This is a genomic window from Novacetimonas pomaceti, from assembly GCF_003207955.1.
GTDB classification, from domain to species: Bacteria; Pseudomonadota; Alphaproteobacteria; order Acetobacterales; family Acetobacteraceae; genus Novacetimonas; species Novacetimonas pomaceti.
Map to the genome: position 1 here is coordinate 31,037 of NZ_NOXG01000011.1, position 25,220 is coordinate 56,256.

Below are 25,220 nucleotides of genomic sequence, written 5' to 3' on the forward strand. Positions count from 1 at the left end.
TGCATGCCCCGCCTGCCGCCTGCCCTTACCCCATGCCCATCCACCACAGCGCGGCGCACAGGATCAGGCCACTCACCCCGATCAGCGTCTCGATGACCGACCATGTGGCGATTGTCTGCGGCACGGTCATGCCCAGCGCCTCCTTCACCTGCCAGAATCCGGAATCGTTCAGCGGCCCGAACATCACGGCCCCGGACCCGGTCGCCAGCACCATCAGTTCAGGCGACACCCCATGCCCCTGCAGCATGATCGGACCGACCACCCCGGCCGTTGTTCCCATCGCGACTGTGGCCGACCCCACCGCAAGGCGCAGCGCGGACGCCATCAGCCACGCCAGCAGCAGCAGCGGGATATGCATGCCGATGGCCGCTCCCGTGATGATCGCTGACAGGTTGCTTTCCATCAGTTCCTGCCCGAAGCCGCCCCCCGCCCCGATCATCAGGAACAGCGAGGCCAGCGGGGCAAGGGACTCATTGCTCAGCCGCAGCATGTCCTGGCGCGTCAGCCCCTGTCGCGCCCCCAGCGTGCAAAACGACAGCAGCACCGACAGCACCATCCCCACGTTCGGGTCACCGACAAAGCGCAGGACGATGCTGGCAAGGCTGTCCGGCGCGCAGACCAGCCGCGCGATGGAACCACCCAGCATCAGCACGACAGGGGCAAGTATGGTCAGCAGTGTTATGCCAAAGGATGGCAGGGGACGGCCACCGGAACCGTCATCAGGATGCTCACCCGGACGCGCACTGGCGCCCTGTAGCACCTCCCCGTGTCCCGCCGGCATGGGCACGGCGCCGAGGCGCGGCACGACAAATCCGGCATAAAGCGGCCCGGCGATGATGGCGATGGGAATGCTGAGCAGTATGCCCCAGACGATCAGGCGCCCCACGTCGGCATGATAGGCCGCCAGCGCGAACATCGCCCCCGGATGCGGGGGGACCAGCCCCTGCACCACCGAAAGGGCCGCCGTCATCGGCAGCGCCACCCTGAGCATCGGAAGCCCCGTCTGCCGCGCGACCGACATCGCAAGCGGGACCAGGATGACAAATCCGACCGTAAAGAAGACCGAGATCCCCACCAGAAGCCCGATCAGCATCATGGCCCATGCCATGTTCCGCCGTCCCGACAGGCGCACGACCGTCAGCGCGATCTGGTCCGCCCCCCCCGAAACCTCCAGCATCTTTCCCAGCATCGCGCCAAGGGCGATCACCGATGCGATCTGCCCCAGCACCTCCCCCGCCCCGTTTTCAAAGGCGCTGATGACGTGGGCGGGCGCCATGCCGGCACAAGTTCCCAGAAACAGCGACGTCAGGAACAGGGCGATGAACGGATGCAGTCTGCCGCGCTGGATCAGCACCACCGCCATGGCAATGGAAACCGCGACAATCGTGAACGCCAGCGAAACGGACATCCGTCTCCTTCCTTTCCCTCAAACAGGTCAGTGGTGACGGCGGGATGTGGACTGCGGACGAAGCGGCGGGGCATCGTCACTTTCATGCCTCCACCCGCCGCCCAGTGCACGGGCCAGATGGATGCTGGCAAGCGTCTGCATGTCCTGATTGCGCAACACCTGTTCCTGCGCGTCGAGCGCGTCCAGCCGGCTGCGCAGGACATCGTGCATCATCCGCTGCCCCCCTTCATAAAGGCCGGTCACGTCATGCACGTTCGTCTGCGCCTGCGTCACGGCGGTCGCCAGGTCATGCGCACGGGCATCCGCGCTCATGCGGGCTTCATAGGCGTCCTCGACCTCCGCCAGCGCGTTGAGCACGCTCCTGTCATATCCCGCGACCGCCGCGTCCAGACGCGCATGGGCGGCATGGATGCGCGCGCGCACCCGCCCCGCCGTGAAGATCGGCAGATACGTCGTCAGCGCCATCAGCCCCCCCGTTCCGGACAGGCCAGGAATGCCGTCAAAACGCAGGCGCCCGTCCCCACCGAAGAATTCAAGTCCGAAGCGCGGCAGCAGGTCGGTCTTGACGCTTTTCAGGTGCTGCAACGCCGCCTCCACCTGATCGCGGCGGGCAAGGACATCGGGACGTCGTTCCAGAACGGTGTCGGGCATCTCCCCCATCGGGGGGGCAGGCACGAAGAACGCGCCGGGCGCGGGCAGCGGCCCGGCACTTTCGGGCGTGCGGCCCGACAGGATCGCAAGCCTGCGGCGATGAAGGTCATATTCCTCGACCAGCAGGGGACGCCGCGCCCGCTGGAGCGAAAGTTTCTCGTCAACATCACGCACGTCGGCGGATACCGCCTGCCCCGCCGCGAACCGCGCCTGTGTGTAGGTCCGCAGGCGTTCCAGTATGGCGATGCTGCGGTCCAGCAGGTCCATCTGTCGCCGCACGCCCTGCGCGCGCAGGTAATTTTCCGCCACGTCGGCGGCCACCAGCATCTGCATGCCGTGATATTCGGCCTGCTGTCCCAGCATCAGGGCGCGGGCCGCGCGGCTGTCGGCATGACGGCCGCCAAACAGGTCCGGCTCCCACGATGCCCCGATCCCCGCCAGGTGGGCGTCCGTGGCCGGGTCCCCATCGGACAGTTGCGACAGGCCGGCAGGATTGCGCCAGCTCATCCCGCCGCCGCCGATATCCCCCGTCGCGCCCACGGTGGGATACAGCGTGGAACGGGCGATCACATGCGCGGCGCGGGCCTGCAGCACATTGTCGCGGGCGATGCGGATATCGGGATTGGCCGCCAGCGCGGCCTCCACCATGCCGGTCAGGACGGGGTCATTCCACGAACGCCACCATGTCGTAAGGTCGGTGCCCGCATCCGTTCCCGTCGGGGCCTGCGCAAAACGCGCCGGCACCACCACGCGGGAGGGAGGCGCGCTGGTATGAAAGGGCGAACAGGCCGTCATCGCCCCGATGGCCGCAAGACAGATGATGCGTGAAAGTGTCTTCTTCTTCATTATCCCTGCCTTGCCAGCATGGAGCGAAAGCGCAGGAGCGCACAGAACAGGAAAACCACCCCCGTCACGACGATCGTCAGCAGCGGGGCCGCGATCGTCGCAATCCCCGCGTCGCGATAGAGGATGGCCTGCGACAGGTTGACGAACTGCGTCGTTGGCAGGAAGCGCACCACCATGCGGATCAGGGTCGGCATGTTTTCCACCGGCGTCGCCGCCCCCGACAGCAGGTACGCCACGGCATAGACCGGCACCGCAAGCAGCCCGAACTGCGGCATGGTGGGGGCCACCGTCGCCAGCATGATGCCCAGCGACGTCACCGAAAACAGGTAGATCAGCGCGCATCCGCCAAACAGCGGGATCGACCCCACCAGCGGCACGCCCAGCCATACATGCACCACCAGCCATAGCGACAGCATGGTGGCGACGAAGATGACGAAGCCGTTGGTCACGATTTTCGAAAGCGCGATCTCACTCGCCGATACCGGCATGACCAGCAGGTGTTCGATCGTGCCATGTTCGCGTTCACGGATGACCGCCGCCCCCACCAGTATGATCGACAGGATGGTGATATTGGTCACGATCTGCATGACGGAGGTAAACCACTGCGATTCCCCGTTTGGATTGAAACGGATGCGGCTTTCGGCGCGAAAGGGAATGGCATTGGCCAGATGTCCGGAATGCAGGACGGATTCAACCTCGCCCATGAAAATCCCGTTCAGGTAGGTCGTGCCCAGTCCCGCCTGCGTCATGGCGGTGGCATCAACCTGTATCTGCAGCGACGGGGAACGCCCCGACAGCACGTCGGCCTCAAACCGGGGGGGGATATCAACGACGAAAATATAATCCCCCCGGTCCATCAGGCGCGACGCATCCTCCCGCGCGATCAGGACCGGCGGCTTGAAATAGGGCGGCAGCACCGCATCGCGCAGGCGACGCGACAGGGGGGAGTTATCCTCGTCCACAAAGGCGATGGTCGCGTTGGAGACATCGACCCGCACGCCATTGGCCACCAGAAGCACGCCCGCCGTAAAGGCGAAGACGATCAGCCCCAGCAGGATGACATCATTGAACAGGCTGCGGAATTCCTTGCCGCACAACAGGCCGACATTGATGATCCAGCGTCCCATGGGCGGTTATGCTTCCTGCTTCTTCAGCAACAGCCGCGCACCCAGCATGTACAGGGCGGCAAACCCCGCCAGCGCCGCATACATCCGCATGAAGGCAAGCATCCCCATCCCCTTGGTAAAGCTGCCAAGGCTGATGAGCTGGAACCACGAGGCGGGAAAACCCAGCCCCACAAGACGGCTGAACCCCGTCAGTGTGGAGGACGGATAAAGCATGCCGGAGAAGTTCACCGCCGGGATCAGGCATATGATGGCGGTGCCGAAAATGGCCGCGACCTGCGAACTGACGAAGGTGGAAATCAGCATCCCCAGCCCCGTCGCCCCCAGTATGAACAGCAGCGCGCCGATGCTCAGCGCCACGAACGACCCCTTCAGCGGCACCCCGAGGACAAGGACGGACAGCACGACCAGCACCACGTAACTGCAGCCCGCCAGCGCGACATAGGGGGCCTGCTTGCCCACCAGGTACTGCCCCACCGTGGCGGGGGAGGCATAAAGGTTGACGATGGAGCCGATTTCCTTTTCCCGCACGACGCCAAGGGCGGTCAGCATCGTGGGGATCAGGATCAGCGCCAGCATGACCATGCCCGGCGTCATGGCATAGATGCTGCGGAACTCCTGATTGTAGATGAACCGGGGTTCCAGCGTGATCGGCACGCCCGCCGTCTGGGGCAGTTCACGGCCCAGTGTCGTTGCATACCGCAGCAGTACCCCTTCGACATAGGCCCGGACATCCGCCGCAAGGAACGGCACGGCCCCGTCGATGACAACGCCCACGGCGGGACGGCGCCCGGCCTCCATGTCACGGGCGAAACCCGGCGGGATATCCAGCGCCAGCTGTACCGCGCCATCCTGCACGCGCCGGTCCATCTGCGCCGGATCGGCGGAGGGCGCGGTCTCCACGAAATAGGGGGATCCGCGGAAGCTGTCGATCAGGTCCTGGCTGATATGCGTGCGGTCCTGATCGCAGACCGTGAAATACACACCATTGACATCGAAGGAGATGCTCGACGCCGCGATCAGCAGAAGCACGACCGGACCGATGATCGCGAATGTCAGGCGCATCCTGTCACGCAGCAGTTCCACCGCCTCGCGCCGGGCAAAGGCCCATGCACGCGGCAGCCATGTGCCCCCACGCCATCCGCGCCAGGTCCATGCATGCCGCCGGTGGCGCGGCTGTGCCTGTTGTGCCGCGCCGTCCGGTTCGGCCTCCGCCTCCTTGAGGTAGGCGATGAACGCGGCCTCCAGATCCTTCGCGCCCCGCCTGCGCACCAGTTCGGCGGGGGTTCCGACCGCCAGCACCCGCCCGCGATGCATCAGCGAGATGCGGTCGCAGCGCGCGGCCTCGTTCATGAAATGGGTGGATACGAAAATCGTGACATGCCGCTGGCGCGAAAGGTGGATCAGATGCCGCCAGAACATGTCGCGCGCCGCCGGGTCCACCCCGGAGGTCGGTTCGTCAAGGATCAGGATTTCGGGATTGTTGATGCACGCCGCCGCAAGCTGGAGCCTCTGGCGTATGCCCAGCGGCAGGGCGGAGGGACGCACGTCGGCGACGTTGTCGAGTTCGAAATCCGACAGCGCCTGGTTGACGCGCTGCGTCGCCTCATGCGCGGGGATGCGGTACAGCCGCGCCTGAAGCCGCAGGTTCTGCCGGACGGTCAGCTCCTCGTACAACGAAAAGGACTGCGACATGTAACCAATGCGCATGCGTGTTGACATGTCGCCCGGCGTGATGACCTTTCCAAACAGTTCCGCCGTCCCGCTGCTGGCGTCGAGCAGGCCGGTCAGCATTTTCATGGTGGTCGACTTGCCGCAGCCATTGGAACCGAGGAAGCCGAAAATCTCCCCCCGGCCGATGCGGAAACTGACATTGTCCACCGCGACAAAGCTGCCGAACCGCTTTGTCAGGCCCTGCGCCATGATGGCGGGCGCGCCGCCGGGATCCTGATAGGGCGGGATGGAAAATCCGGTGGCGTTCGCCCGCTTCTCATCCGGCAGCAGGGAAATATAGGCCTGTTCCAGCGAGGTGGAATGGGTGCGCGCCAGCACGCGCGGCGTCTCGTCCGCGATCAGCACATGCCCCGCATCCATCGCGACGAGATAGGCGAAACGCTCCGCCTCCTCCATGTACGCGGTGGAGACAAGCACCGTCATGCCCGGCCGTTCGCTGCGCAACTGGTTGACCAGCGTCCAGAACTGCTGGCGCGACAGCGGATCGACGCCGGTGGTGGGTTCGTCAAGTATCAGCAGGTCGGGATCATGCACCAGCGCGCAGCACAGGCTGACCTTCTGCTTCATCCCGCCAGACAGGTGACCCGCCGGCCGGTCGGGAAACGGCGCAAGGCCCGTTGCCTCCAGCAGGCGGGAAATCCTTTTGTCGCGCTCTTCGGCCGCAAGGCCGAACAGGCGGGCGAAAAAATCCACATTTTCCCAAACCGACAGCGTGGGATACAGGTTGCGGCCCAGCCCCTGCGGCATGAAGGCGACACGTGGCAGAAACGCCTCCCGCGCGGCGCGGTCGGCCATGTTCGTGCCCAGCACGTCCACCTGCCCCGACTGTATCCGCCGCACCCCCGCGATCAGGCCCAGCAGCGTGGATTTCCCCACCCCGTCGGGACCGACAAGGCCGATGGTCGTCCCCGCCGGCAGGGTAAGGGAAATATTGTCAAGCGCCCTTACCGGGCCATAGCGATGCGAAAGCCCCCTGATGACAATCCCGCCGTCATGTTGCGTGGCCGCGTCCATCATCACTTCGCATTGGCAAGAAACAGGCTGTCGGGCCAGCGGATCGCCGGGTCAAGGCGGACATAACCATCGCCCGTCATGCCTGATTTCAGCATCGTCCCGTACTGTCGCGCCGTCTGTGGCGCCACCTGCAGCTTCACGCGATAGACCAGCTTTTCACGCTCGCTTGTCGTCTCGACATATTTCGGGGTGAACTGCGCCTCGGGCGCGACAAAGGAAATGGTGGCGGGAATGACCTGCCGGTGCAGGGCATCAAGCACGATGCGCGCCTCATCGCCCACATGCAGCCCGCCTGCGACCTCTGACGGGTAAAAGACCGTCAGATACATGTCGGAGGGATCCAGCATGGAGCCGATTCGTCCCCCGCCCGGCACCACGGCGCCCTTTTCGACAATGCGGTATTCCACCCGCCCGGACACGGGGGCATGGATGGTCATGTCGCCCACGACCGTCGCGGCCCGCCCCGCCTGGGCCTGTGCCGCATCCTGCGCCGCCGTGGCTGCCGCCACGGCATGATCCGCCGCCTGCAACGCCGCCTGATGGGCGTCGAGGTCCGTCTGGCGCTGCTGAAGCTCCATGTCGGAGACAAGATGCTGCCGGTACATCACGCGGGCATGGTCAAGTTCAAGCTGCGCCAGATGGAGGGCCGCCTGCTGCGCGTCGCGTTCGGCGCTAGCACGCTGTCCCGTTTCACGCGCCTCGGTCACCTGCGCCCGCGCGGCGGCAAGCTGGTCACGCGCCTCGGCATCGTCTTCATGCGCCAGAACCTGCCCGGCCGTGACCTCGTCACCTTCGGAAAAATCAAGGTCGGTGACGCGACCGGGATATTTCACCGCGATATCCAGCCGGGTCAGTTCCAGACGCCCGTTGGCCCGCGCGATTCCGGCAGGCAGTTCATCGCGATGCGCGACATAGAACCAGGCGGCCCCGCCACCGGCAATCACGATGGCAAGCCCCGCGCCAATCAGCAGATCGCGCGTATTCACGCGCACCGGCCGATGCATGCACGTAAAATATTGCGAAAAATACGCGACAAGTATCTTGCTCCCCTGAATCTTTTACGCGGTTCCGGCGCGCGATGTTCCAGATGGCATGGACCATGTTACAACGCCATTACAGTCTCGGGACAGCATGGGCAACAGGCGATTACCTGCAAAATCAATGCAGGAAAACCATCCTGTCCTTTTCCCCCGTCCCATCATCCCCGATCACCCGCGCGGGCCGCGAAATGGCATGTCCCCGCGCCCGTTCCCTTCGTCCTGCGCCAGCAGTTCGGCACGCCCCAGGATCCGTGACAGGACATCGACCGTCCGGTCCATCATGTCGGCCGGGATATCACGCAGGAAACGTGCCTCCACCTCCGCGCATATTTCATGCAGGCGGGCGCACCTGCTCTTCCCCTCGGCCGTCAGGACAAGCCGCTTGGCACGCCGGTCGGCCGGGTCGGCCCGCCGTTCGACCAGCCCCTCGTTTTCCAGCAGGTCCAGCACGCGCACCAGCGCGGAACTGTCGGTATTCATGGCGTGCGCCAGGTCACGCTGCGACACGCCATCGGGCAGCATCATGAGGTAGGCGAGCGGACGCATCATCGCCATGCTCATCCCTTCGGGACGGATCGCGCGGTCCAGAAGCAGCCGCCACGTGTTGGACAGGCGCATCGTCAGGAACGTCATGCGCATGTCCTGAAAGCCGGTTCCTTCGACATCGGGCAGTGGGGAATGTGCTGACATGATGCTCCAACGTGTCGGTCTATCGCCTGCCCCTTCGATATCATGAAGCAAGACATGAGTGGATGCGGCGATTCCACACGGCATCCACGCATTCGTACGACCTGTCGGGATTCAATGCATCCAAAATATTGACATGGCAATAATTGTTATGAAATTAATGTGCCGTATTTCGCAACGGATCCCCTGGCATGCCATTTCCCTTCGCGCCTTCCCCCGGCCCATCTTCGTCCCATGACGGAACCGCGTCTTGGTAAGACGCCTGTCCGGAGCGTTCGATACCTTCCGTGACGACGCGCGATGGCGTGCCCATATGGCCACCGCCGCCTTCAGCGCGCGCGTCATGCTGTCGGTATGCATCGCGCTGTTCCTGGCCTTCAGTTTCCAGCTCCAGTCCCCGATGAGTTCGGTGACCACCGTCATGATCGTCGCGAACCCGGCGGTGGGCGCACTGGTGTCGAAAAGCATATGGCGCATGATCGGCACCGTGATCGGCGCGATCATCAGCGTGGCGCTGATGGCAACGTTCGTGCAGTCGCCAATCCTCTACATCATGGCGCTGTCGGTCACGGTGGGGCTGGCCTGCATGGCCGCGACCTTCCTGCGGCTGTTCCGCGCCTATGCCGCCGTGCTGACGGGATATACCATCGTCATCATCGCCGCCCCCGCCTTTGGCGATCCCGATGGCGTGTTCCTCAGCGCTCTTTCGCGGCTGTCCGCCGTGGTCGTGGGCATCGTGACCACGGCGGCGGTCTTCATGGTCACGTCGCCCCGCCGTTCCGACCCGCTGATCGAGCGGATCCGCGCCATCTTCCGCGATACCGTCGGTTACGTGCTGTCGCGCCATGACACGGGCGCCGACGCGATGACGCAGGCCGCGTTTCACGCCCGGCGCGCCGGACTGCTGTCACGGCTTGCCAGCCTGTCGGACGCCGTGGAATACGCCGCGACCGACAATTACGACATCAGCGTGCGCCACCGTGAAATCCGGGCGGGGCTGGCGCGGCTGTCGGGAATTGTCGCGGCCTATCACCCGCATGCCATCATCGCGTCGGGACATGGGGGCATATCGGATGAGCAGCGATCCCCCGACGGACTGATCGCGGACCTGATGCGCGACCTGCTGCGGGCAAGCGAACATGCCGCGCTCGACGAAATCTGCGCCACGGCCTGCCTGCGCATCGAACGGACGCGCCAGGCATTGCTGGCGCGGGCGGAAAGTGATTTGTCGCCCCGGCAGCTCCTGTTCCTTGATGATGCGCGCGACCTGCTGTCGCGACTGGAAAACGGCCTGCGCGATCTTGCCCATCGCGGGGGCCGCGACCGCACGCTGCGGCTGCGCCCGTTCATGGAATGGCCCACGGCGCTGCGCAACGGCGCGCGCGGGGCGCTGACGACGCTGATCGCGGGGCTGACATGGTATATCCTGCACTGGACGGCGGGACCGATGATGATGCTGTATGTCGTCGCGGCCTCCAGCCTTCTGTCCACGGCGCCGTCGGCATCGCGTGCCTCCGGGCTGCTGGCCGGGGGGACCGCGCTGGGCGTGCCGGCGGGACTGCTGTGCCATCTGTTCGTTCTGCCCCGGATCGACGGATACCCCCTGCTGTGCGCCAGCCTGTGCCTGTTCCTGCTGCCGGGGATATGGCTGCAGTTCAGTCCCCGCCTGGGTATCGGGGCCTTTGGGTATTCCGTGTTTTCCACCATCATGCTGCAGATCAACAATCCCATTCACTACAATGACATCTCCCTGATGAATGAATGGGTGGCGATTCTGGTGGGATGCTGCATGCTGGTGCTGTCGTTCCGCGTCATCCTGCCCCCCAATCACCGTCTGGACGGGGCACGGCTGGTCTCCTCCCTCTCCCGCAGCGTCCGGCAGCTAGCGCTGGGTCGTTCATCCCTGCAGGGGCAATGGATCGTGTGGGAAAACCTGCAGCTTCAGAAAGTGGCGCGTCTTGCCATGCGGCTGTCTTTCTGCGCGCCCGCGCCGGTTGCGAACCTGTATGTCGATGCGGCGCTGGCGACCATTTCGCTGGGGCGTCTGGTCGCGCGGCTGCGCCATCTTGCCTTTGATGCCGCCACCCCCGGGCCGGAACGCGAGCAGCTGCGCGATGCGCTGTCCACCTTTGGCGAACTGACGCACAGGCCCCTGCAGACCGCGCGAAACCTGCGCGAAATCTGCGCGCGCATCAGCGCTGGACATGCCCTGACATCGCTGCCGCCCCGCCAGATGGAGGCCATTGCCTGCATGGAACAGGCGGAACGGATCATTTCCGACATTCCCGACTTCCTTGACCATAACGGCCCGATCCAGTGGTCGGACGCCTATCCCCGCGCGCGGGCATTCCTTGCCCTGCCTCAACCGGACGGCAGGTTTTCCGAATGATGGGCGCAGCCGGGATCATGGTCGATAATCATGCCCATCGCCTGCATCCATGCATAAACGATGACCGGCCCCACGAAACGGAACCCCCGCGCCCTGAGCGACCGTGACATGGCCTGCGACAGGGGCGACTGCGCCTGCACCGCCCCGCTTTCGTTGCGGACCGGCCCATCGGGCGTCATGCTCCACGCGAATGTCGCGAAATCCTCGCCCCGCGCCTGCATGTCCAGATAGGCCCGCGCATTGCCGATCGTGGACATGATCTTGCGGCGGCAACGGATGATCCCCGGATCGGCCATCAGGCGCGCGATATCCCCCTCCCCGAACCGGGCGACACGGGCCGGGTCGAAACCGGCGAAGGCACGGCGGAATCCCTCGCGCCGTTTCAGCACCGTCACCCATGACAGGCCGGCCTGAAACCCCTCCAGCATCAGCCCTTCCCAAAGGGCGCGGCCATCATGCACCGGTCGCCCCCATTCTTCGTCGTGATAGGCCGCCAGCAGCGCGCTGTTGCCCACCCATGCGCACCGACGCGGCAGGGATGCGCTCATGCGCCGGACTCCACCTCCACCGTGGGGGGGCAGGCATATCCGAAGACCGAGCGTCCGCCGTATTCATGGGACCTGCGCCGCTCCTCCCCGATGAAGCCCGACAGGGAGGGGCCGGTCGCATCCCGTTCCAGACGTCGGGCCTGCCTGTCCAGCCGGCGCAGGGCGTCCAGCCGCTCCTCATTTCCAAGGCGCGCCGCCGCCACGGCAGCCTTCATGACGGAGATGGTGCGGTCATATACCGCGACCGGAACGGGATAGGGTTCGCGGTCCTTGCCGCCATGGGCCAGCGAAAACCGCGCCGGATCGGCAAAGCGGCACGGCGCGCCATGCACCACCTCCGCCACCTGCGCCAGCGACAGCACGGTGCGCGCGCCCACGCCGGGAACCAGCAGCAGGTCCGCGAAATCCTGCGGACCGCAATGGGCCGCCGCCGCCAGAGCGCCGTGCAGGCGCCGCAGCACCACGTCGGACGAACGCACGTCATGATGTTCCGGCATCACGAGATGGGGCAGGAACGGCATGTCGGCAGGTGCGGTATTGCGCGGGCCACGCAGGGCCGAAACCTCCCTGACGATCCGATCGGGGCCGAAATCGTGCAGCAGTTCAAGCTGCCCGCGTCGGGATGCATCGGCGCGCCGGTCGGTCAGGTTGACGATCTGCCCCTGTCGACGCCCCTCAATCGCGGCATGGGGCATTTCGACGAAGCTCCGCACCCCTTCGGACAGCCAGTGATACCGCCGGGCAAGGCGCTGCGTGTCGTTCATTCCCTGCTGGATGACCGTCCAGCGTCCGTCATCGGTGACGATGAAGCCGTGAAGATACAGGTCAAAACCGTCCTGGACCGCGGCACTGTCCACCTTTGCCACCAGGCGGCTGGCCCTGACCCACGCGGCGGCGTCTCCGCCCGTTTTTTCCCCCACCAGCAGCAGTTCGTCGGGCGTGCGGCGCGAATGTCGCCCCCTGCCCCCGCAGACATGAACGCCCAGTTCGGCCGACAGGGGCGCAAGGCCACGCTTGAGCGCGCCGATCACGCTGGTCGTGATGCCGGAAGAATGCCAGTCCATGCCCATGACGGCGCCAAAGGACTGGAACCAGAAGGGATGCGCCAGGCGACGCAGGAATTCGTCGCGGCCATAATGGTGGATGATCGCCTGCGCGATGACGGCCCCAAGACGGGCCATCCGCTGTCCCAGCCAGTGGGGCACCCGTCCCCCATGAAGCGGCATATCCGCGCTGCCTGCCCGTCGTGCCACGCTCCACGCCCCTGCAAGAACATTAAGGAAACATTGTTCCTAGCACGAAGCGTGCATCACAGGCCACAGGGAACGCGGCCGGAGGTGGAATTACCCCTCCGTCACCTGCGCAAGGGCGAAAATCCGCCGCAGGACGATGCTGTCGTCTTCGCTCAGCAGGCTGCCGAGCGTCGCATCATCCAGCACCGCCATGAACGCACCGACCGCCTGTCCCAGCAACCCGCGCAGGCGGCACTGTCGCGCCAGGACGCATGCACGCCCGTTTTCATCCATCGGTTCGCAGGTGACAAGCGTCATGTCCTCTTCGGTATGGCGGACCACATCGCCAATTCGGATGTCATCTGGCGAACGCGCCAGCGTCAGCCCGCCGCCACGCCCGCGCACGGTCTGGATAAAGCCCCCACGCCCAAGCCTATGTATGACCTTGACGAGGTGATTTTCCGAAATGCCATAGGCCGTCGCCACCTCATGGATGGAAACCCGGCGCTCACTATGAAGCCCTACATAAAACAATGTCCGCAAGGCATAATCAGTATGTAAGGTCATTCGCATGGCAAGTACATAACATCCGTACCATGCGCAAAAAAGAGGGAACAAAAGATACTATAATTATCTATGTTTTAAGGAAGTATTAACATATTCAGTTTTTCAGGACTTCGACAGCAGTTTTTCAGTCCAGAACCTGATGATACGCGCATGATTACCAGAATTCACTTGTTCGTGATGTCCGATCTGGGCGGATTTTATCCGACTGCTGGCTTTCGCACCTTTGCACAACCACGTCCTTCGGGGACTGCCTGAAAAGATCGGGCCAATAATATTCTGAAATCATAAAACTTTTTGGTGAAGCTTTTTCCAAAAAGCTTCAAAAGACGTCGCCTTTTTGCAAAAAGGCGACACCCGAAAACTTCTGTCATTTTTTGTCAAAGGACTGTTTTCAAACAGCTTCTCAGCGGTTAACGAACCTTCACCATGGGAACATATCATAAATGTCTTTTTGTATCCCTGCTTATATTATCAGGGCTTTCCCATATCCCGGTCATTTTTCCGCAACAGTCGTGTTGTTCATCCTGCGCAGGGGCGGATGCGCGATCATGTCGATGATGGCGGCCGCCGTTTCCTCGACCGAACGATGCGTGACATCGATAACCGGCCAGCCATGCCGGGCACACAGCCGACGCGCCCAGACAAGCTCCTCCTCCACCCGCATCGGGTCGACATAAGGGCGCATGGATTCATCGGATATCCTGCGCCGGGCGAATTTACGGCCCGGCAACATCATATCCACACGCGAACGCCGGATTTCCACCAATGTATGCGGGTCGATCATCAGGCCGACAACCGTTCCCCTGTACTCCAGCAGCCCAGCGGGAAGCGGGACATCCTGCACCAGCGGAACATTGGCCGCGCGCACCCCGCGATTGGCAAGGTAGAAGCAGGTGGGGGTTTTCGACGTCCGCGATACCCCCACCAGAATTACGTCCGCGTCCTCCAGCGACTTGGCCCGCTGTCCGTCATCATGGCCGATGACGTACTGCATGGCGTCAATGCGACGGCGGTATTCATCATCCATGACATACTGGCCGCCCGGATGGCGTTCCGCCCGCCTGCCGGTTTCGCGTTCCAGAAAATAGATGGTGCTGTCGAGGATGTTTTCGACATGCACCCCCATGCGGTGACATCCCGTCCGCAGTGCATCACGCAGGACGGGCGTCGTCAGGGACGACAGGACCGGCCCCGGTTCCGCCGCGACCCCGGCCAGGACACGCCCGACCTGAATTTGTGAACGGACCAGATTCCAGCTGCGTTGCACGAAGGAAGATTCCGGAAACTGCGCGCCACAGGCGCGCACGACCGCCTCCAGCGTCTGGCCCGTGGCCTCCGACACCAGATGCAGGACAATCGGCTTACTGTTCATATATCTTCGCAGTGCAACGCCACCATCAGGCAGCGCTGCCTGCCTCCACGCTGCGGTCAGGCGACCGCGTTTTCCTCACGATGGGCCAGGGCTGCCTGGGCCGCGGCCAGACGCGCCACCGGCACACGGAAGGGCGAGCACGAGACATAATCCAGACCGACCAGGTCAAAGAAGGCGATCGAATCCGGATCCCCGCCATGTTCGCCACAGATGCCCAGTTTCAGGTCCGGACGCGTCGCGCGCCCCCGTTCACTGCCCATCCGCACCAGCGCGCCTACGCCGTCCCGGTCGATCGACACGAACGGATCCTTCGGCAGCAGTCCGTGGTCCACATAAAACGGCAGGAACGACCCGGCATCATCGCGCGACAGGCCAAAGGTCGTCTGCGTCAGGTCATTGGTCCCGAACGAGAAGAAATCGGCGCATTGCGCGATTTCCCCCGCCTGTATCGCCGCACGGGGCAGTTCGATCATCGTGCCGATCCGATAGTCGAGCGCCGCGCCACGTTCGCGCAGCACGGACGCGATTTCCGCCTCCGCCGCGCGACGGACGACCTCCAGTTCCGCGCGCATCGCGACCAGCGGGATCATGATTTCCGGCACGATCCCCTTGCCCGTCTCGTCCGAGACCTGCAACGCGGCCTCGATGATCGCACGGACCTGCATGGCATAGATTTCCGGATTGGTCAGGCCCAGCCGGCAGCCGCGATGACCAAGCATCGGATTGGCCTCCGACAGGGCGGCGCAACGCGCACGCACCTCTTCGACCGTCCGGCCCAGCGCGGCGGCGACCTCGGCGATTTCGGAATCGGCATGCGGCAGGAATTCATGCAGCGGCGGATCAAGCAGCCGCACCGTGACCGGAAGCCCGGCCATGATGCGGAAGATGCTGACGAAATCCTCCCGCTGGAAGGTCAGAAGCGCGTTGATCGCGCGCTGGCGCACAGCCTCTTCATCCGCGATGATCATCTGGCGCACATGTCCGATCCTGTCGGGGCCGAAGAACATGTGCTCCGTGCGTGCCAGCCCGATTCCTTCCGCCCCGAAACGACGCGCCGTGCGGGCATCGTCGGGCGTTTCGGCATTGGCGCGCACGCCAAGCCGACGGATGGAATCGGCCCATCCCATCAGGGTGTTGAAATCATCCGACAGGACCGGGGGAATCGTCGCAACACGCCCCAGATAGACGGCCCCCGTGCTGCCATCGAGGGTGATCCAGTCACCTTCGGCGATGGAATGACCGTCGATGGTCATGACCATGGTGGCATAATCGATGTGGATGCTGCCCGCGCCGGCGACGCAGACACGCCCCATGCCACGCGCGACGACAGCGGCATGCGACGTCATGCCGCCACGCGCCGTAAGCACGCCACGGGCGGCGTGCATGCCATGGACGTCTTCGGGCGACGTTTCCACGCGCACCAGGATCACGTCCTCGCCACGCGCGGCGCGCACCTCGCATTCTTCCGCGGTGAACACGACCGCGCCGGAGGCCGCGCCGGGCGACGCGGGAAGGCCACGCGTCAGCTGCACGCGCTCGGCCTTCGGATCAAGGGCGGGATGCAGCAGCTGGTCCAGCGAGGTCGCCGGAACGCGCCGGATCGCGTCTTCCTTTGAAATCAGCCCTTCACGCGCCATGTCGATGGCGATTTTCAGGGCGGCGGCGGCCGTCCGCTTGCCGTTTCGGGTCTGCAGCAGGTACAGGACATTGCGCTGGACCGTGAATTCGATGTCCTGCATGTCGCGGTAATGGCGTTCCAGCAGGGTGCGGACCCGCAGAAGCTCGGCATACGCATCAGGAAGCACCGTTTCCATGGGGTGCTGCCCTTCCTCCGCGCGGGCGTTGGACATGGGCTGCGGGGTGCGGATCCCGGCGACCACGTCCTCGCCCTGCGCATTGATCAGGTATTCGCCATAGAAAACATCCTCGCCCGTGGCGGGATCGCGGGTGAAACACACGCCCGTGGCGCAGTCGTCGCCCATGTTGCCGAACACCATCGACTGGACATTGACCGCCGTCCCCCAGGACGCCGGGATATCATGCAGCTTGCGATAGGTATGGGCACGCGGGTTCATCCAGGATCCGAAAACCGCGCCAATCGCCCCCCACAGCTGCGCCTGCGGGTCGGAAGGGAATTCCTGTCCGGTATGTTCACGGATGATCTCGTGATAGGCGCCGACGACCTCGCGCCATTGCGCGGCGGAAATGGCGGTGTCGTCAACAACACCCAGCGTCCGCTTGAACTGGTCGAGGACATCCTCGAAATGGTGGTGGGCGACTCCCATGACCACGGATCCGTACATCTGCACGAACCGGCGATAGCTGTCCCATGCAAAGCGCGGATCGCCGGATGAACGGGCCAGACCTTCCACCGTCCGGTCATTGAGGCCGAGGTTGAGGACCGTATCCATCATCCCCGGCATGGACACGCGGGCCCCGGAACGGACCGACACCAGCAGCGGGGCGTTTTCATCGCCGAAACGCAGCCCCATCGCCGCCTCGATACGCTGCATGGCCGCGTCCACCTGGGCGCGCAGGTCATCGGGATAATTGCGCCCGTTTTCATAGAACGCCGAGCAGACATCCGTCGTTATGGTAAAGCCGGGCGGAACCGGCAGGCCGATCGACGCCATTTCCGCAAGATTCGCGCCCTTCCCGCCGAGGAGGTTGCGCATCTCCGCGCGTCCTTCGTTCAGGCCGTTTCCGAAACTGTATACCCACTTCGTCATGTCTGCTCGTTCCCACTTGCGATAGCGCCACGCCCCTGAAATCCCATTCTGGCGCAAGGAATGCAAAGGCCGGCCACCATATTCTTCATATTATTGTTTTCAGCAGGGCCAGATAGAAAAATTATGCGAGTTCCCGAATTTCGGCAACAGATATTTTCGCGCAACGGGAATGACAATACATCAGGAATGCGAACATATCGCAGATGGACGCCATTAATGACAGACAAGAGCGGTCCGGTTCTGTTGCATTGCAACATATTTATTTCAATATCTTGCAGCGGACATGGCAGCTTTGCGGTTTTCTACTTCAACAGGATTTTGCCATGACCGGATGCCGGTGATACCAGACCGGACACCGCAATGGTGGCATTCCTTTGCGTCTGCCGCCGTGGAACATTACACTGGGCCGTGGCATTCATTACACGCCGCCCCCAATCACCAAGGACAGGAAACATGATCCGCGATCCGAAGATCATCGAACATCTCAACACCCAGCTTACCAATGAACTGACGGCCATCAACCAGTATTTCCTGCATGCCCGCACGCTCAACCACTGGGGCGTCACCCTGCTGGGCAAGAAGGAATATGAAGAATCAATCGAGGAAATGCGTCATGCCGACTGGCTGATCGAACGCATCCTGTTCCTTGGCGGCCTGCCCAACGTCCAGCGCTACAACCAGATCCTCATCGGCCAGAATGTCGAGGAGATCCTGAAATGCGACCTGAAGCTGGAAGAAAAGGCGATCGCGGACCTGCGGGAGGCCATTGCCTACTGTGAAAGCGTGCGTGACTATGTCTCGCGCGATCTGTTCCTGAAGATCCTGGATAACGAGGAAGAGCATGAAGACTTCCTCGACCGTCAGTTCGACCTGATCAAGATGATCGGCATCGAACGCTATATCCAGCTCAACTCCGGATCCGCTGAACAGGACTGATCCAAGCCTGCGCCGGCCATCCCCTCGGGCTGGCTGGCGTTATCCCTGTGACGTTATCCCTGCGTGGCGAAAACGGGCAGGCGCCGTGACGCCATCCGCCCTCAGGCCGGCAGGGAATTTTCCACGCCACCCGGCAGACCAAGCTCCGCGCCCTGTCCCTCACGCGCCTGACGCAACGCGCGGCGCAACAGGCACAGCACGCCGGGAACGCAGTTGCCGCACTGCGCCTTGCACCCCTTTGCCGCATAAACTTCCTTCGGACGGGTTGCCCCCTGGTTTACCGCCATATCGACATCCGTATCCGTCAGCATGTTGCACGAGCAGACAAACATGAAACACCCATCCATTACCGCGAGTCCGGCTCACTATATATGAGAACAATTCTCACTATCAATGGGTGGATGATAATTTTTCGCAATTGGATGGACACGCCCGTGCGAGCACCCTTCCCCGCCCATCCGGGCAGGTAGCGAATGCGTGTCCACGCACCCCATGACCGGGGTGCGAAAAACATGACAGCAGACTGTTGTTGCAAAGGGAGCAGGTCATGCCGACGACCGCCCACAAAGGGGTGTGCAGCCATCGACATGCATAAACATGCCGTCACCCGACCGCTCCACGCATCGGGGGACAGGAAATAGAACGCCCCACATGGATACCGGGCCATGCGGGGCGCGTGTTTTGAGATATCAGCCCAGCTTCTTGCGCAGGCGGGCATCGAGCACGTCCAGAAATGGCTGCGTATCCAGCCATTTGGTGCCGTTGCCCACCAGAAGGGCGAGGTCCTTGGTCATTTCCCCGCCTTCGACCGTTTCAATGCAGACGCGCTCCAGCGTTTCGGCGAAATGGATGACATCCGGGGTGTCGTCGAAACGCCCGCGATAGGCCAGACCCCGCGTCCATGCGAAGATGGAGGCGATGGGATTCGTGCTGGTCGGACGTCCCTTCTGATATTCGCGGAAATGGCGGGTCACGGTGCCATGCGCGGCCTCCGCCTCCACCACGTCGCCCGTGGGGTTCAGCAGGACCGAGGTCATCAGGCCAAGGCTGCCGAAACCCTGCGCGACGATATCGCTCTCTACATCGCCGTCATAGTTCTTGCACGCCCAGACGTAGCCGCCGCTCCATTTCAGGGCGCAGGCCACCATGTCGTCAATCAGGCGATGTTCGTACGTCAGGCCCAGCTTTTCGAAATCCGCGCGGAATTCGCGGTCATAGATCTCCTGGAACACATCCTTGAACATGCCGTCATAGGCCTTGAGGATCGTGTTCTTGGTGGAAAGGTAAACCGGCAGCTTGCGGTCACGGCCATAGGACAGCGACGCGCGGGCAAACCCCTCGATCGAGGCACGGGTATTGTGCATGCCCAGCGCGACGCCCGGCCCCTTGAAATCATGCACGTCAAGGACCTGCTCCTCCCCGCCGTCGGCGGGAACATAACGCAGCGTGACCTTGCCGGGACCGGGGATGCGGGTTTCGGCCGCGCGGTAGATATCCCCATAGGCATGCCGCCCGATGACGATCGGCCTGGTCCAGTGCGGCACCAGGCGCGGCACGTTGGAACAGATGATGGGTTCGCGGAAAATGGTGCCATCCAGGATATTGCGGATCGTCCCGTTGGGGGAGCGCCACATTTTCTTAAGGCCGAATTCCTTGACCCGCTCCTCGTCCGGGGTGATCGTCGCGCACTTGACGCCCACGCCATACCGGCGGACAGCCTCGGCCGCCTCGACCGTGACGCGGTCATCCGTCTCGTCACGATGGACGATCCCCAGGTCGAAATATTTCAGGTCGATATCCAGATAGGGCAGTATCAGGCGTTCCTTGATGAAATGCCAGATAATGCGCGTCATTTCATCCCCGTCCATTTCGACAACGGGATTTTTTACCTTGATTTTGGCCATGAATGTGTCCGCTCTTTATTGTTACATCCATGCAGGCATGGACGTTTCCTTGGGGCGAACATTAATAAAGTCCACCTTGGCGAAGAATAAAGAGATACAGGCGCCTCCCCTCTTCACAAACATGACAGCACGAAAAAAAAGGCAGGACCGGCGTACCCCGCGTCTTAGCCCTGCACCCGCCGCAACTGGCGCGAAAGCATGCCCAGCGCAAACATCAGGACCACCCCGAACGGCACAAGCCATGTAAAGGCAATGGCATGCCCACGGGGATGGACGAACATCATGACGGCGCAGACGCCCAGCAATGTCAGGATAAAGGCGGGCAGCACGTCCCTGACCTTTGCGCGCGGCAGGAACATGGCGAACAGGAACGCCCCCAGCATCGCGCCATAGGAACAGGCGGCGACCGAAAGGCCGAATACCACCGCGGGGCCATGGCTGCGTGAAAAACCCAGGGCGGCCAGCACAAGAACCACGGCCCAGCCCAGCGTCACCAGCCGCGCGAACGCCAGCGGACGCAGCCGCAGGCGCCGTGCCGCATCGGCGCACGGTCCGGAAAAGTCGAGCAATGTCGCGCTTGTCATCGAATTGAGCGTCGCGGACAACGACCCCATCGTGGCGCTGAGCAGCCCTGCGATCAGCAACCCGGCAAGCCCCTGCGGCAGTCCGCGCACGATAAAGTCGGGGAAAAGCTCGTCGGACGCATGAAGCCCCACCTCCGCCAGCGACCGGCCATCATTGTGCGCCCACAACAGGATCCCCACCAGCGAGAGCAGCGCGAACAGCATCCCGACCATGAACCCGCTGCCAATCAGCGCCTTGCGGGCATCGGCAAGGTTCCGCGCCGCCAGGACACGCTGCACCATCAGCTGGTCCGTCCCGTGGGATGCCATCGACATGATGGCCCCGCCCAGCACCGCAGCGAAGGGGGTATAGGGATTGAGGAAAAACATCGACGAACGCTGGAACAGGTGAAACCTGTTGGAATGCGCCAGCATGTGCGCCTGCCCCGCCGTTTCGTGATGGAACAGCAGAAGGACACAGGCCGCCGCCCCCGTCACATACACCGCAAGCTGTATGGCATCGGACCAGACCACGGCCCGCAGGCCGCCAAAAAGCGTATAGAACAGCGTCAGCCCCATGATGAGGAGCATCACGACGAAATCAGGCAGCGGGAAATGCATGGCGGCCAGGATGGCGGCCACGGGCAGCATGCCCGCGAACATCCTGATCCCCTCCGCAAGGACGCGCATCAGGAGAAAGGTGACCGACACCGTGCGTTCCATCGAGGAACCGAAACGCTGTCCCAGATACTGATAGACGCTGCTGAACTTTCCCGAAAAGTAATGCGGCAGGAACAGCCAGGCCACCAGCGCGCGTCCCACGACATATCCCGTTGCCAGCCCGACAAAGACCATGCCGTCGCCATAGGCGATGCCGGGAATGCTGATGACCGTAAGGGTGGAGGTTTCCGTCGCGACAAGGGACAGGCAGATCGCCCACCACGGCAGGTCATGTCCCCCGCCGACATACGCGGAAACGGAATCCTGTCGTCCCGACAGCGCGAACGCGATGAACGGCAGGGTCAGGCAGTAGATGCAGATAATCGCGAGATCGACAGGAGACATGCCGGTTCCATCATACTTCAGAAACATGGGTCATATGACCAAAGCAATACCATATGAACGCCACAGATCATCCTGCCCCGAAACGTTTTTTTTGTCATTCCGAAACGGAACCATCCCATGAAAAAATAAACCACGCCTGTTTATCACAGGAATTTCAGCAAGATCCGCATCCCGGCCCCGACAGGCAGGCGATGGGCGGCATGGGACAGGATTGTCATTCCATAACCACAATGGTATTTCTTCTGTATCAGGCATATGCATGCCTCCCCTGCCATCGGACCCTTTGCCCATGCATGCTTTCCCTGTCGCGCGACATCCGCGCCGCCGTCATGTCCTCACGCTTGGGGGGGCGGCCATCCTTACGGCCTGCGCGCGCACCGGCCGTGGCCAGCAGATGAAAACAGGCATGGCGGATGTGGATCGCCTGCTCAGACAGGCCGTCGCGACGCATGCGACCCCCGGCGTGGTCTGCGCCATCGGACATGGGCAGCAGGTCGTGCACCGCGCCGTCTATGGACAGCGCGCCGTCGTCCCGACGCCCGAGCCCATGACGTGGGATACCGTGTTCGACATGGCCTCCCTGACCAAGGCCGTCATAACCGCGCCATGCGTGATGCAGCTGTGGGAGGAAGGGCGCCTTGACCTCGACGATCCCGTATCGCGCTACCTGCCGCAATTCGCGACCGCGGGGAAAGGCGGCATCACGATCCGGCATCTGCTGACCCATTATTCGGGACTGCGGCCCGATCTGGACCTGACGCAGAAATGGCAGGGCCGCACCGCCGCCTTTCAGCGCGTGATGGATACCGTCCCGTCCCACCCGCCCGGCAGCGGCTTCGTCTACAGCGACATCAATTTCCTCACGCTGGGCTTCCTGGTCGAAAAACTGTCCGGCATGACGCTGGATGCCTATGCCGCGCGTTATATCCTGGCCCCGCTGGGCATGAGCCACTCCCGCTTCCTGCCGCCCCCTTCATGGCAGGGACAGATTGCGCCGACCCAGTTCGACGATGACGGGCACATGCTGCGCGGGGTGGTGCATGACCCGTCCGCACGTCGCATGGGCGGGGTTGCGGGACACGCGGGGCTGTTTTCCAACGCCGCGGACATGTGCGTCTATGCGCAGGCCCTGCTTGACCGCCGCGCCGGCCGCCCCTCCGCCTTTCCCCTGCAGCAGCAGACGCTGATGATGATGACGACGCCGCAGCAGCCGCAGGACAAGACCGACCTGCGCGGGCTGGGCTGGGATATCTCCACCCCTTATTCCTCCCCTCGCGGGGATCATTTTCCGGTCGGGTCCTTCGGCCATACGGGCTTTACCGGCACCTCGCTCTGGCTGGATCCGCAAAGCGACAGCTATGTCCTGATCCTTGCCAACCGCGTCCATCCCGACGGGCACGGCAATGTCATCCGCCTGCGCCATGATGTCGCGACAGCGGCCGCCCTGGCGCTGGCGTCGCCCCGAACCTGATCCGCCCTCCTTCTTCCCTGTCAGGAGCCCGCGCCCCATGACCCTTGATGCCCTTCCCCCCTTTCCCACCCTGACCGAGGGGCAGGACCCGCGCTATGCCGATGTCGACCTGTGGCCCGTCGCCTCCGTGCTGGACGCGCTTGTCGAATCGCAGATGAGCGCCATCGCCGCCGTCCGCGCGGCCGTCCCCCGGATGGAACAGGCCGTGACCGCAGCCCTGCCCCGCCTGATGGCGGGCGGCCGGCTGTTTTATGTCGGCGCGGGCACATCCGGACGCATCGGGATGCAGGACGGCGTGGAACTGCTGCCGACCTTTGGCTGGGAACCCGAACGGCTTATCCTGCTGCTGGCGGGCGGCAATGACGCCGTCTATCAGGCCGCCGAGGGGGCGGAGGACCGCGACGATGTCGCCCGCGCGGAAATACTGGCCCACGATCCCTGCGCCAATGACGTGGTCCTTGGCATCGCGGCAAGCGGCAGCACCCCCTATACCTGTGCCGCCATCGGCGCGGCGCGCACCGCCGGCAGCCTGACGATCGGCATTGCGTGCAACCCTTCGTGCCAGCTGCTGAACATGGCGGAGGTGGGCATACCGGTCGTGACGGGGATGGAGGTCATCTCCGGCTCCACGCGGCTGAAGGCGGGAACCGCGCAGAAGGCGACGCTGAACCTGATTTCAACCACGCTGATGATCCGCATGGGCCATGCCTATCGCGGGCAGATGGTGGATATGCGCGTCGTCAATGACAAGCTACGCCGTCGCGCCTGCCGCATGGTGCGCAGCCTGACCGGCTGCACGGAACAGCAGGCCATGGCGACGCTGCAGGCCGCGAACTTCAACGTCAAGCGGGCGGTCATGCTGTGCTGGGGGATTCCCGCCGATCAGATCGAGACCCTGCTCAGCACACATGACGACAACCTGCGCGGCGTCTTTGCACAGCTTCATCCATCCGGCGCCAGCGGGGACTGAACCGGGTGAGCCCTCGTACACGGATTGCAGACTCGCTCCAGCCCGACCCCGACAGCCGCATGCCGCTCTATCTCCAGCTCGAAGCGCGGCTGCGGCATATGATTGACAGCGGGCAACTGCGCCGGGGCGACGTCATCCCGGCCGAGCGGGAACTGGCCAGCATGACCGGAGTTTCGCGCGTGACCGTGCGCAAGGCCATGGGCAAGCTGGTGCAGGATGGGCTCGTGATCCAGAAAACAGGCGCGGGCACGTTCGTATCCGGCCGTTTCAGCCAGCCTCTTTCGGAACTGAGCGGCTTTTCCCAGGACATGCGGGCGCGCGGCTTTACGCCGGGTTCGCACTGGCTGGACAGGCAGCACGCCATGGCCGGCCCGGACGAAGCCATGGCGCTGGGGATCGCGCCGGGCACGCGGATCACGCGGCTCAAACGGATCCGGACGGCCGACGACGAACCCATGGCAATAGAAACCGCCATCGTGACGGCGCGCGACCTGCCTGATCCGTCGATGGTCCAGGACTCGCTCTATGCCGCCTTCAGGGCGCGCGGGCTGGTGGCGGTCCGCGCCCTGCAACGCCTGCGGGCGGGACTGGCGACCCAGCAGGAGGCACAGTGGCTGCACCTCAAACCGCACGCCGCCATCCTCCGGATCGAACGCCGCGCGTTCCTGGCCGATGGCCGCGTGCTGGATGTCACCTATTCCACCTATCGCGGGGACATGTATGATTTCGTGGTGGAGCTTACGGCCGCTTCCACGACCCTTTCCTGAGCCTCAGGGCAGGCCCCTGATGAAAACAGCAGATGTTTCCGGGGGACGGCCTTTTTTCAAAAGACGCTGACAAACAGAAGACTATTTAAAAGTCTGGCCGATAATATCCTGAAATTTTCAAAAAAGCATGACAGGAACGTCGCCTTTTTGAAAAAAGGCGACACCCAAAAACTTTTGTCGTTTTTATCAGCAGCTTATTTTCA

19 protein-coding genes are annotated in these 25,220 nt (G+C 63.3%); 5 read left to right on the plus strand and 14 right to left on the minus strand.

Translation table 11 applies throughout. The features are described from left to right. Positions 1-25: 25 nt before the first annotated feature. The 6 genes from CFR71_RS10150 to CFR71_RS10175 all read right to left on the minus strand — a co-directional run bounded on the left by CFR71_RS10150 (position 26) and on the right by CFR71_RS10175 (position 8,507). A complete protein-coding gene (locus tag CFR71_RS10150) occupies positions 26-1,408 on the minus strand; it encodes a GntT/GntP/DsdX family permease (RefSeq protein WP_110530721.1) in 1,383 nt (460 codons plus the stop codon). 27 nt (positions 1,409-1,435) lie between these two features. Next, positions 1,436-2,905 carry an efflux transporter outer membrane subunit gene (locus CFR71_RS10155; RefSeq protein WP_110530724.1) on the minus strand — a complete coding sequence of 490 codons (1,470 nt, stop codon included), beginning with the start codon at positions 2,903-2,905 and terminating at the stop codon, positions 1,436-1,438. Then, the gene (locus tag CFR71_RS10160) at positions 2,905-4,032 is read right to left on the minus strand and encodes an ABC transporter permease (RefSeq protein ID WP_110530726.1); all 1,128 of its coding nucleotides are present in this window, start codon (positions 4,030-4,032) and stop codon (positions 2,905-2,907) included. Before CFR71_RS10160 ends, CFR71_RS10155 begins: the two co-directional genes overlap by 1 nt. Before the next feature lie 6 nt (positions 4,033-4,038). After that, positions 4,039-6,777 (minus strand): ribosome-associated ATPase/putative transporter RbbA, encoded by a 2,739-nt coding sequence (gene rbbA, locus CFR71_RS10165; protein ID WP_110530728.1) that lies wholly within the window; start codon positions 6,775-6,777, stop codon positions 4,039-4,041. Between the two features lie 2 nt (positions 6,778-6,779). After that, a complete protein-coding gene (locus CFR71_RS10170; protein ID WP_110530801.1) occupies positions 6,780-7,763 on the minus strand; it encodes an HlyD family secretion protein in 984 nt (327 codons plus the stop codon). A gap of 222 nt (positions 7,764-7,985) precedes the next feature. Beyond that, positions 7,986-8,507 (minus strand): MarR family winged helix-turn-helix transcriptional regulator, encoded by a 522-nt coding sequence (locus CFR71_RS10175; RefSeq protein ID WP_239020352.1) that lies wholly within the window; start codon positions 8,505-8,507, stop codon positions 7,986-7,988. Between the two features lie 310 nt (positions 8,508-8,817). On the opposite strand from CFR71_RS10175, the gene CFR71_RS10180 reads away from it, so the two are divergent. Next, positions 8,818-10,893: an FUSC family protein gene (locus CFR71_RS10180; RefSeq protein ID WP_110530805.1), complete on the plus strand. Its 2,076-nt coding sequence runs from the start codon at positions 8,818-8,820 to the stop codon at positions 10,891-10,893. Here the strand turns inward: CFR71_RS10180 and CFR71_RS10185 are convergent. From CFR71_RS10185 to ppdK, 5 genes are all read right to left on the minus strand, one after another. Further along, positions 10,866-11,441, minus strand: a complete 576-nt coding sequence (locus CFR71_RS10185; RefSeq protein WP_110530731.1) for a DNA-3-methyladenine glycosylase I — start codon at positions 11,439-11,441, stop codon at positions 10,866-10,868. The two genes, CFR71_RS10180 and CFR71_RS10185, sit on opposite strands and share 28 nt — an antisense overlap. Continuing rightward, entirely contained in the window at positions 11,438-12,694 is a 1,257-nt protein-coding gene (locus tag CFR71_RS10190) for a DUF763 domain-containing protein (RefSeq protein ID WP_110530733.1), read from the minus strand. Before CFR71_RS10190 ends, CFR71_RS10185 begins: the two co-directional genes overlap by 4 nt. 90 nt (positions 12,695-12,784) lie before the next feature. Continuing rightward, the gene (locus CFR71_RS10195; RefSeq protein ID WP_110530735.1) at positions 12,785-13,246 is read right to left on the minus strand and encodes an RrF2 family transcriptional regulator; all 462 of its coding nucleotides are present in this window, start codon (positions 13,244-13,246) and stop codon (positions 12,785-12,787) included. 487 nt (positions 13,247-13,733) lie between these two features. Beyond that, positions 13,734-14,612, minus strand: a complete 879-nt coding sequence (locus tag CFR71_RS10200) for a pyruvate, water dikinase regulatory protein (protein WP_110530738.1) — start codon at positions 14,610-14,612, stop codon at positions 13,734-13,736. A 56-nt stretch (positions 14,613-14,668) separates the two neighbouring features. Then, positions 14,669-17,341 carry a pyruvate, phosphate dikinase gene (gene ppdK, locus CFR71_RS10205; RefSeq protein ID WP_110530740.1) on the minus strand — a complete coding sequence of 891 codons (2,673 nt, stop codon included), beginning with the start codon at positions 17,339-17,341 and terminating at the stop codon, positions 14,669-14,671. Between the two features lie 453 nt (positions 17,342-17,794). On the opposite strand from ppdK, the gene bfr reads away from it, so the two are divergent. Beyond that, positions 17,795-18,277: a bacterioferritin gene (bfr, locus tag CFR71_RS10210; RefSeq protein ID WP_110530742.1), complete on the plus strand. Its 483-nt coding sequence runs from the start codon at positions 17,795-17,797 to the stop codon at positions 18,275-18,277. 101 nt (positions 18,278-18,378) lie between these two features. Here bfr and CFR71_RS10215 read toward each other — a convergent pair whose 3' ends face one another. From CFR71_RS10215 to CFR71_RS10225, 3 genes are all read right to left on the minus strand, one after another. After that, positions 18,379-18,609 (minus strand): (2Fe-2S)-binding protein, encoded by a 231-nt coding sequence (locus tag CFR71_RS10215; RefSeq protein ID WP_110530808.1) that lies wholly within the window; start codon positions 18,607-18,609, stop codon positions 18,379-18,381. 357 nt (positions 18,610-18,966) lie between these two features. Continuing rightward, complete coding sequence (locus CFR71_RS10220) at positions 18,967-20,181, minus strand: NADP-dependent isocitrate dehydrogenase (protein ID WP_110530744.1); 1,215 nt, start codon at positions 20,179-20,181, stop codon at positions 18,967-18,969. A 164-nt stretch (positions 20,182-20,345) separates the two neighbouring features. Next, positions 20,346-21,809 (minus strand): sodium:solute symporter, encoded by a 1,464-nt coding sequence (locus CFR71_RS10225; RefSeq protein ID WP_110530810.1) that lies wholly within the window; start codon positions 21,807-21,809, stop codon positions 20,346-20,348. Positions 21,810-22,098: 289 nt separating this feature from the next. On the opposite strand from CFR71_RS10225, the gene CFR71_RS10230 reads away from it, so the two are divergent. Genes CFR71_RS10230 through CFR71_RS10240 form a run of 3 tightly spaced genes read left to right on the plus strand, consistent with a single transcriptional unit; the run spans position 22,099 to position 25,017 of the window. Continuing rightward, positions 22,099-23,280 carry a serine hydrolase domain-containing protein gene (locus CFR71_RS10230; RefSeq protein WP_110530746.1) on the plus strand — a complete coding sequence of 394 codons (1,182 nt, stop codon included), beginning with the start codon at positions 22,099-22,101 and terminating at the stop codon, positions 23,278-23,280. 37 nt (positions 23,281-23,317) lie between these two features. Next, complete coding sequence (locus CFR71_RS10235; RefSeq protein ID WP_110530748.1) at positions 23,318-24,250, plus strand: N-acetylmuramic acid 6-phosphate etherase; 933 nt, start codon at positions 23,318-23,320, stop codon at positions 24,248-24,250. A 5-nt stretch (positions 24,251-24,255) separates the two neighbouring features. Next, the gene (locus CFR71_RS10240; protein WP_239019288.1) at positions 24,256-25,017 is read left to right on the plus strand and encodes a GntR family transcriptional regulator; all 762 of its coding nucleotides are present in this window, start codon (positions 24,256-24,258) and stop codon (positions 25,015-25,017) included. The last annotated feature ends 203 nt before the right edge of the window (positions 25,018-25,220 follow it).